The sequence below is a fragment of the Nocardiopsis sediminis genome (genome assembly GCF_042650565.1).
Taxonomy (GTDB): Bacteria; Actinomycetota; Actinomycetes; order Streptosporangiales; family Streptosporangiaceae; genus Nocardiopsis_B; species Nocardiopsis_B sediminis.
On the sequence record NZ_JBHSBH010000016.1, the window covers coordinates 1 to 8322 of the forward strand.

Here is an 8322-nt window from a genome sequence, read left to right on the forward strand (position 1 = left end):
TGCGCCCGCTCGGTCAGGATCGCCCGCCCCAGCTCGGCGTTGTTGCCGTCCAAACGGACCACCAGCGGCTTGGACACGTCATCGCCCCGCTGCTCGAGCAGCTCCAGGGCCTGCACGATGCCGTTGGCCACCGCGTCGCAGGCGGTGATCCCGCCGAAGACGTTGACGAACACGCTCTTGACCGCGGGGTCGCCCAGGATGATCTCCAGGCCGTTGGCCATGACCTCGGCCGAGGCACCCCCGCCGATGTCGAGGAAGTTGGCCGGGGTCACCCCGCCATGGGCCTCACCCGCGTAGGCGACCACGTCCAGCGTGGACATGACCAGGCCCGCACCGTTGCCGATGATCCCGACCTCACCATCGAGCTTCACGTAGTTCAGGCCCTTCTCCTTGGCCTTCACCTCAAGCGGGTCGCCTTCGGCCGCGGAGGCCAGGCCGGCGAGGTCCTGACGGAACTCGGCGTTCTCGTCGAGGGTCACCTTGCCGTCGAGCGCGACCACACGGCCATCCTTGGTCAGGATGAGCGGGTTGACCTCGACGAGCGTGGCGTCCTTGCCGACGAAGACGTCCCACAGCTTCGTCACGATCTCGACGGCGCCTGCGGCGGCCGCCTCGGGCAGCCTGCCCTTCTCGACGATCTCGGCGGCGACCTCGGCCGGAGCACCCTTGATGGCGTCGATCGCGACCTTGGCGACGGCGTCGGGGTTGGTCTTTGCGACCTCCTCGATCTCCATGCCGCCCTCGACCGAGCAGATCGACAGGAAGGTGCGGTTGGAGCGGTCGAGCAGGAACGAGAAGTAGTACTCCTCGGCGATGTCGCTGGCCTCTTCGACCAGGACCCGGTGCACCGTGTGCCCCTTGATGTCCATGCCGAGGATCTGCTCGGCCTTGGCCTGAGCGTCCTCGGGGCCATCGGCCACCTTCACACCGCCGGCCTTGCCGCGGCCACCCGTCTTGACCTGCGCCTTGACGACAACACGGGACTTACCCGCCGCCGCGAATCCATCGGCGATGGCACGAGCCTCTGCGGCCGTGCTCGCCACCTTTCCCTGGGGTACGGGAACCCCGTACTCTGCGAAGAGTTCCTTCGCCTGGTATTCGAACAGGTCCACGAGGGTCCGTCCTTGTTACTCGGCTGGCTGCAAGTGGTCTGCGGAGGTCGATTGACACAAAGCGGCGGAACCTCTGTCGGCGCCGCCGCGTTGGAAGATTCGTCGAAAATGCCATCCGCACCATGCGGAAGCTTAGTCCTCCCCGCCCTTGTCAACGGACACCGGGGCAGCGTTGACCAGTCAAACCACCACACATCGCGTGCTCGTACCCCCTTCGGCACCGGCTTCTGCCAGGGGATGGAGTGAGAAGTCGTGTGACGAGTCACACCGCCCTAACATGCGCTAGGCGAACTGGTCCCAGGCCAGCCGGGCGAGCAGGGCGACCACCATGACCACCAGGACCGCCCGCACGAAGCCCGAGCCGCGGGTCAGCGCCATGCGCGCCCCGATCTGGGCCCCCACGATGTTGGCGGCGCCCAGCGCGAGGCCGAGGAACCACAGCACGTTGTCCTGCCAGGCGAACACGGCCAGCGCCCCGAGGTTGGTCGCGGTGTTGATGATCTTCGCCGATGCCGACGCCGTGACGAAGTCCAGCCCGATCACCGTGGTCAGCGCGATGATGAGGAACATCCCGGTCCCGGGGCCGATGAGCCCGTCGTAGAACGCCACCCCGGCGCCCGCGAGCAGGACCACCGCGACGATGCGGTTGGGGGTGAGCAGCGCGGGATCGGCCGAGGCGCCCATCGCGGGCCGGGTCACCACCAGGACGAGGACCGCCGCGAGCACCACCATCACCACGGGCCGCAGCACGTCGGAGGAGATCGACGCGGCCAGGGCCGCCCCGCCGCCTGCGCCGAGGAGCGCCAGCCCGGCGGCCGGCACGACGACGCGCCGCTCCGGGCGCAGGCCCCGGCTGTAGGTGAAGGCGGCCGAGGCCGTCCCGAAGATCGCCGTCAGCTTGTTGGTGCCCAGGAGCTGCGCCACCGGTGTGCTCGGGAAGGCCACGAGCATGGCGGGCAGCAACAGCAGCCCGCCGCCCCCGACGACGGCGTCGATCCACCCGGCGGTGGCGGCGGCGATGAGCAGCAGGGCGAAGGCGTCGAATCCGGCGTCCACCCCGCGCTACCTGGGGCCCGGAGCGGAGCAGGAGCGCAGGGCGCGACGGGATGACATGGGCGAACGAGGAGGATTCACGGTGAACCGAGTGTAGTCGCCGGGCTTCCGGCCCTCTCTGCCGGACCCTCCCCGGAGCGGTCGGCCTTTCGGCGCCGCAGCACCCCGAAGCGAGCGCGTGACCAGGTAAGACGCCCATCGGGGGACGGATCGTCAGGGGGCGGGGCACCATTGATTAAAACACCTCGATATGCGCACGGAAAATCCCATTCCACACCCCCCGGAAATATTCACAGGGAAATCAACGCGGCCACATCCGGTCGACTCCAAATGGAATCATGGACGTTTTTCTGCGGCACACCGCGGGCATTTCTCCGGCGAGATCAACACGCTGCGAGAAAGGTCGGAACATGAGCGGAAGGCACGAAGAGAAACGCGACCACGACGGGCAATGGCCCGACCCCATCCCCCCGCCCACCCCCGACGACGGCGGTAGCGGCGGCGGCAAGCACGAGCGGGACGACGACGAGAAGTGACCACCCCGGCCGACCCGTGTTCCCGCCTCGCCGACGCGTTGACGACCTCCGGGAAGCTGTCGCCGACGTGGCGGGACATTTTCGCAGCAACTGCTCGTCATCGGTTCATTCCGGAAACGGTGTGGATCGATGAGAACGGGAAGCTCACCCCGATCCACCGGGACGACTCCCCCACGGAATGGATGGCGGCCTGCTACTCGGACCGGCCGCTCATCACTCAGCTCGATGACGGGATGGGAGGTGGAGAGGGCCGTTCGACGTCCTCGGCGTCCATGCCCACCGTCGTCGCGATGATGCTCGACGCGCTGGACCTGTCGCCGGGGCACCGCGTCCTGGAGATCGGCACGGGAACCGGCTACAACGCCGCCCTGCTCGCCGCGCGCGCCGGGGCGGGCAACGTCACCAGCGTCGAGGTCGACCCCGCCATCGCCGAGCGGGCCCGCGAAGCCCTCCGGGCCACCGGGCGCGTGGTCGGCGTCGTCGCCGCCGATGGCGGCGACGGCCACGCGCCCGCGGCCCCCTACGATCGCGTGCTGGCCACCGCGGCCGTCCGGCGCGTCCCCTATGCGTGGGTGGAGCAGGCGAGACCCGGCGGCCTCATCGTCACGCCGTGGGGCACGCCCTTCCACAACGGAGCACTGCTGCGCCTGCGCGTCCACGGCGACGGCACGGCGAGCGGCCACTTCGGCGGCAACGTGGCCTTCATGTGGGTCCGCGACCAGCGGCCGCCCCCGGGCGGGGCCGTCGAGGACCGTGTGCGGCCGGACCACCCGACCACGGACTCCACCACGGACCTGCACCCCTTCCACGCGCTGTCGGACTTCGACGCGTCCTTCGCGATCGGCGTGCGGGTGCCCGCGATGTCATCAGTGGTGGTCTTCGACGGAGACGACCCCGCCAGCGGGGCCTACACCGCCTACCTCATGGACCCCTACGGGCCGTCGTGGGCATCGTGGCGCGTCGATCCGGGCGCAACGGAGTTCCCTGTGCGCCGGCACGGCCCCCGGAACCTGTTCGGCGAACTCGCCGATGCCTACCGGTGGTGGAGCGAGGCGGGCAAGCCGGCGCACACGCGATTCGGCGCCACGATCGGGCCCGGCGGCCAGACCGTGTGGCTGGACTCGCCCGCCGACCCGGTGGGATAGGGGACGACGTCGCGGCGCCGGGCCTCGCTCCGCCCGGCGCCCGCTATCCCGCCGCGTGCACGGCGCTGATGTTGCCGCGCACCCAGCCGCCGATCTCCTCGGTGGTGGCGCCCGGGGTGAAGATCTTGGCGACCCCCATCCGCTCCAGCTTGGGGATGTCCTCCTCAGGGATGATGCCGCCGCCGAAGACGGTGATGTCGGTCGCGTCCTGCTCCCGCAGCAGCTCCATGACCCGCTCGAAGATGGTCATGTGCGCCCCCGAGAGCACCGACAGCCCGATCGCGTCGGCGTCCTCCTGGAGGGCGGCGTTCACGATCATCTCGGGCGTCTGGCGCAGCCCCATGTAGATGACCTCCACACCGGCGTCGCGCAGTGCCCGGGCGACGACCTTCACCCCCCGGTCGTGCCCGTCCAGCCCCGGCTTGGCGACCACGACCCGGATCGCTGTTGACGCGCCCATGCTCAGCCCTCTCGCCTCCGGCCACCGCCCCCGCGCCCGTTGACCGGGACGGCATCGGGCCGCGGCACCGACCTCGCCAGCAGCGTAACCCAGATCACCGCCGCCCTTGAACGGCCGGGTGGCGGGTAGTCACCGGACATGAGCGATGACGTGTCCGAGTTGGAACGACTCTCCTCCGCCGAGCTGCACGAGCGCGCCGTCGCGCTGGCGCGGCACCGCTGGGACGTGCGGTTCTTCTGGCGGCTGCTGGAGATGATCCCCGCCGCGGAGGCGGTCGCCGGGAACCTGGACGCCAGCGACGCGAGCGTCGCCCAGGCGTCGGGCCTGGTGCACGAGGCGCTGAGCGCCGAGGACGACCCCGATGTGCAAGCGGCCCTGCGCCCGATCTACATCGACTACCTCTCCCGCCACGGCGACGAGGAGCAGGACCGCGCCCCCGGCGGGAAATGAGTCCGCCCCGGGCCGTGGAGATCGGGCATCATGGGAGGGCCGCATCGTACCTCCGTTCGACCCGCCCGCCCGAGCCCGCCGCCCCCGGCCCGCCGGCGCCACCGACCGACAGGGAGCGCCCCCGCGATGGAACCCGCGATGACTCAGGACATGCTTCCGCTGGACCTCCCCGAGGATCCGGGCCCGCTCGCCCCCACCGAGTTCGCCGAGCCCGCCGGGGACACCACTCTCTACACGGTGACGGACTCCCCCATCGGGCACATGCTCCTGACCTCCGACGGCACGTCCCTCACGGCCCTGTGGATGGAGCCGCCGGACGGAGGCCCCCTCCCGGTCCGCAGTGAATGGCGCCGCGACCCCGGGTGGTTCGGCGAGGTCCAGCGGCAGCTGAGCGCCTACTTCGCGGGTGAACTGCGCGAGTTCACCCTGCCTCTCGCCCCGCACGGAACCGCGTTCCAGCGCCTGGTCTGGCGCGAGCTCACCACCATCCCCTACGGCCGGACCACCAGCTACGGGGCGATCGCCAAGGCGATCGGGCACCCCAACGGATCCCGCGCGGTCGGCATGACCAACGGCCGCAACCCGATCTCCGTCATCGTGCCCTGTCACCGGGTCATCGGCGCCAACGGCGCCCTCGTCGGCTACGGCGGCGGCCTGCCCCGCAAGCGCCACCTCCTCCACCTGGAACGCACGGCCGCCGCCGGGGCAACGGCGGCCCGCGGAGGGGGAGCCCGGTGACGGACGTGACGGGTGTCGTCGGGCTGGTTCGGGTCGACGATGACGTGCTGGAGGGGCTGCTCGACGTTGCGGTGGGCGATGCCGACCCCGAGGACGTGATGCCCGCGGTGCCGGGGCCGCCCGGATGGACGCAGCGTCGCCGGGACGCGTTCCGGGCCTTCCACCGCGCGCGCTACCCCGGACTGGCCGCTCCGCCGTACGAGATCACCTACGCCGTCACCGAGGACGGCCACATCCGCGGCTCGGTCCGCCTGCGCCGCCCCGAGGAGCGCCCCGAGGCCCTGGAGACCGGGATCTGGCTCGGCCGGTCAGCCCGCGGAAGGGGCATCGGGACGGCCGCCATCAGCGCCGTGGTGGACGCGGCGGCACAGGCCGGGGCCGCCACCGTGCTGGCCGATACCACGCCCGGCAACGCCGCCATGCTGTCCGTGCTGCGCCGCACCGGCGCCGTCCTGGTCACCGACACCGCCGCCGGCCGCGTCGACGCCGAGCTGCGCACCGCCGGTCGCGATCGCGTCTGATCCTGGTGTTTCCGGCGCTGAACCGCAGCGGAGAGGCCGCCGCCCCTCAGGGCCGGTGATCGGGCGAGGGCTCGCCTTGGGGGGTGGGGGAGGCGTCGTCGTCCGTGGCGAGTTGGCGCACGAGGACGTCGGTCCCCAGCGGGGGTCCCGGCAACGGGGTCGCGTTCCCGGAGTGCAACGCGTCGAACATCAGCATCAGGTAGCGGTCGTCGGGTACCGCGAGGGGCAGCCGGGCACGCCGGGCCGGATCGAAGAAGAGGCCGATCAGCACGACGACGTCGCCGGCGCCCACATCCGTGCGCATCGACCCCTCGGTCTGGGCATCGCGCACGAGCCGCTCCAAGGTCGCCAGCAGTTCATCGCGGGAGCGCCGGGCCTCGGCGTCGTGCTTGAGCATGGAGAAGGTGCGCTCCGAGAAGAAGGCGAGGCGCAGGCTCAGCCGCACGTCCGAGGCGTGGCTCAGAAAGCTCCGGAGCGTGTGCCAGGCGCCGTGACCCTCCCGGACGAAGTTCCGGACCTCGGCCGCCACCCGCCGGTAGTTGTCCCCCGCCACAGCGACCAGGAGCGACTCCCGATCGGGGAACCGCCGGTACAGGGTCCCGACCCCGACCCCCGCGGCCCGCGCGATCTCCTCCATGGGGACATCCGGCCCGCGCTCCGCGATCAGCTCGCGCGCCGCCGCGATGATCAGCTCGCGGTTGCGCCGGGCATCGGCCCGCAGCCGGGTTCCGTCCCGGCCCGTCCCGCCCGCTGAAGTTCTCATACCTCGTATTTCGCATCACCCGTCGTGGTGTCCCCGATCCTCGCACGTCCGGGGGCCGAAGCCCAGTGGCCGCGGTGAGCCGCCGCGAAGATGTGGAAGATGATCTTCCGGATTGCTATCGTAGCGCATAACCGGAAGAAACTCTTCCGCATATGTCTTGCCGGCCCCTGGGGGACTCCATGACCAGCCGCACCGACCAGATCGCCGCCGACTTCCCTCCGCCACGCGCCTGCCCCATGCACCAGCCCGCCGAATACGAACGTCGCCGCACCGAGGAGCCCATCGCCAAGACGGAAATGCCCGGCGGGGGGCAGGCCTGGCTGGTGACCACGTTCGACGACGTGCGTGCCGCGCTCGCCGATCCGCGGCTCAGCTCTGACCGCAGGCGGGCGGGCTTCCCGCGGTACGCGCCGACGATCGGGATCAACGCCGCGGTCTCCTCCGGCGGCCCGTTCGGCGACCGGCCGCTCATGATCGGCCTCGACGGCGAGGAGCACGCCCGGGCCCGCCGCGCAGTCCTGGGCGAGTTCACCGTGAAGCGCATGCGCGCGCTGAAGCCGCGCATCCAGGAGATCGTCGACGACCACATCGACGCCATGCTCGGCGAGGGCTCCCCCGCCGACCTCGTACAGGCCCTCTCCCTGCCGGTGCCCTCCCTGGTGATCTGCGAGCAGCTGGGGGTCCCCTACGCCGACCACGACTTCTTCCAGACGTGCACGACCACGCTGCTGTCGTGGAAGTCGACCTCGGAACAGCGGCGGCAGGGGCTCATCGACCTCTTCGGCTACATCAAGCAGCTGTGCTCGGCCAAGGAACAGGCGGCCGATCCGGGCGACGACCTCATCGGCCGGCAGATCCTGAAGCAGCGCGAAGAGGGCGAGGTCGACCACCAGGGCCTGGTGGCGACGGCGCTCATCCTGCTGATCGCCGGCCACGAGACGACGGCCAACATGATCTCCCTGGGGACCGTCGCCCTCATCGAGAACCCCGACGTGCTGGGGAGGATCCGCGACGACCCCGAACTGACGCCGGCAGCGGTCGAGGAGCTACTGCGCTTCTTCAGCATCACGGGCCCGGTCACATCGCGCGTTGCGACGTCCGACATCGAGATCGGCGGCGTGACCGTCCGGGAAGGCGAGGGCGTGGTGGCTCTACTGCCTTCGGCGAACCACGACGCGACGGTGTTCGCCGACCCCGCGACCATCGACATCGACCGCGGCGCCAGGCACCACGTGGCGTTCGGCTACGGAGCCCACCAGTGCCTCGGGCAGAACCTGGCGCGGCTCGAACTCCAGATCGTGTTCGACACCCTCTTCAGGCGCGTCCCCGACCTGCGATTCGCAGTTCCCCTGGAGGAACTGCCGTTCAAGAGCGACTCCACCATTTACGGCCTGCACAAACTGCCCGTGGTTTGGTGACCACCGACCCTGTTCACGAATGCACAAGGGGCACAAAAAAGGTGGGGTGGAAGCATAGCTTCCACCCCACCTGAAAGAATGTCCGGCGGTGACCTACTCTCCCACCCCACCACAGGGCAGTACCAT

Annotated in this window: 10 protein-coding genes; 6 read left to right on the forward strand and 4 right to left on the reverse strand. The window is 70.5% G+C overall.

All coding sequences use genetic code 11. The features are described from left to right. Positions 1-1112, reverse strand: a 1112-nt coding sequence (gene sucC / locus ACFOVU_RS27445; RefSeq protein WP_378538250.1) for an ADP-forming succinate--CoA ligase subunit beta, incomplete at its 3' end; no start/stop codon positions are given. Between the two features lie 282 nt (positions 1113-1394). Beyond that, entirely contained in the window at positions 1395-2168 is a 774-nt protein-coding gene (locus tag ACFOVU_RS27450; protein WP_378538251.1) for a TSUP family transporter, read from the reverse strand. 407 nt (positions 2169-2575) lie between these two features. On the opposite strand from ACFOVU_RS27450, the gene ACFOVU_RS27455 reads away from it, so the two are divergent. Both ACFOVU_RS27455 and ACFOVU_RS27460 read left to right on the forward strand, forming a co-directional pair. Further along, positions 2576-2701, forward strand: a complete 126-nt coding sequence (locus ACFOVU_RS27455; protein ID WP_378538253.1) for a hypothetical protein — start codon at positions 2576-2578, stop codon at positions 2699-2701. Positions 2702-2820: 119 nt separating this feature from the next. Further along, positions 2821-3846, forward strand: a complete 1026-nt coding sequence (locus ACFOVU_RS27460; protein ID WP_378538254.1) for a methyltransferase domain-containing protein — start codon at positions 2821-2823, stop codon at positions 3844-3846. Positions 3847-3889: 43 nt separating this feature from the next. Here the strand turns inward: ACFOVU_RS27460 and ACFOVU_RS27465 are convergent, their stop codons facing one another. Then, positions 3890-4306 (reverse strand): cobalamin B12-binding domain-containing protein, encoded by a 417-nt coding sequence (locus tag ACFOVU_RS27465; RefSeq protein ID WP_378538256.1) that lies wholly within the window; start codon positions 4304-4306, stop codon positions 3890-3892. A 138-nt stretch (positions 4307-4444) separates the two neighbouring features. On the opposite strand from ACFOVU_RS27465, the gene ACFOVU_RS27470 reads away from it, so the two are divergent. The 3 genes from ACFOVU_RS27470 (at position 4445) to ACFOVU_RS27480 (ending at position 6015) form a co-directional block, all read left to right on the forward strand. Then, positions 4445-4756 carry a hypothetical protein gene (locus ACFOVU_RS27470; RefSeq protein WP_378538258.1) on the forward strand — a complete coding sequence of 104 codons (312 nt, stop codon included), beginning with the start codon at positions 4445-4447 and terminating at the stop codon, positions 4754-4756. 138 nt (positions 4757-4894) lie between these two features. Then, positions 4895-5494 carry a methylated-DNA--[protein]-cysteine S-methyltransferase gene (locus tag ACFOVU_RS27475; RefSeq protein WP_378538260.1) on the forward strand — a complete coding sequence of 200 codons (600 nt, stop codon included), beginning with the start codon at positions 4895-4897 and terminating at the stop codon, positions 5492-5494. Then, on the forward strand, positions 5491-6015 hold the full coding sequence (locus ACFOVU_RS27480) for a GNAT family N-acetyltransferase (protein WP_378538262.1): 525 nt from the start codon (positions 5491-5493) through the stop codon (positions 6013-6015). The genes ACFOVU_RS27475 and ACFOVU_RS27480 overlap by 4 nt, the downstream gene beginning before the upstream one ends. Positions 6016-6061: 46 nt before the next feature. Here ACFOVU_RS27480 and ACFOVU_RS27485 read toward each other — a convergent pair whose 3' ends face one another. Next, on the reverse strand, positions 6062-6778 hold the full coding sequence (locus tag ACFOVU_RS27485; protein WP_378538263.1) for a TetR/AcrR family transcriptional regulator: 717 nt from the start codon (positions 6776-6778) through the stop codon (positions 6062-6064). 179 nt (positions 6779-6957) lie between these two features. Between ACFOVU_RS27485 and ACFOVU_RS27490 the strand changes: the two genes are divergently transcribed. Beyond that, the gene (locus tag ACFOVU_RS27490; RefSeq protein ID WP_378538265.1) at positions 6958-8196 is read left to right on the forward strand and encodes a cytochrome P450; all 1239 of its coding nucleotides are present in this window, start codon (positions 6958-6960) and stop codon (positions 8194-8196) included. Positions 8197-8322 lie beyond the last annotated feature (126 nt).

Excerpts from the sequence above, each read along its gene's own strand:
- ACFOVU_RS27470 (WP_378538258.1), top strand. The coding sequence starts at position 4,445 with ATGAGCGATGACGTGTCCGAGTTGGAACGACTCTCCTCCGCCGAGCTG.
- ACFOVU_RS27465 (WP_378538256.1), bottom strand. The coding sequence starts at position 4,306 with ATGGGCGCGTCAACAGCGATCCGGGTCGTGGTCGCCAAGCCGGGGCTG.
- ACFOVU_RS27475 (WP_378538260.1), top strand. The coding sequence starts at position 4,895 with ATGACTCAGGACATGCTTCCGCTGGACCTCCCCGAGGATCCGGGCCCG.
- ACFOVU_RS27455 (WP_378538253.1), top strand. The coding sequence starts at position 2,576 with ATGAGCGGAAGGCACGAAGAGAAACGCGACCACGACGGGCAATGGCCC.
- ACFOVU_RS27485 (WP_378538263.1), bottom strand. The coding sequence starts at position 6,778 with ATGAGAACTTCAGCGGGCGGGACGGGCCGGGACGGAACCCGGCTGCGG.
- ACFOVU_RS27490 (WP_378538265.1), top strand. The coding sequence starts at position 6,958 with ATGACCAGCCGCACCGACCAGATCGCCGCCGACTTCCCTCCGCCACGC.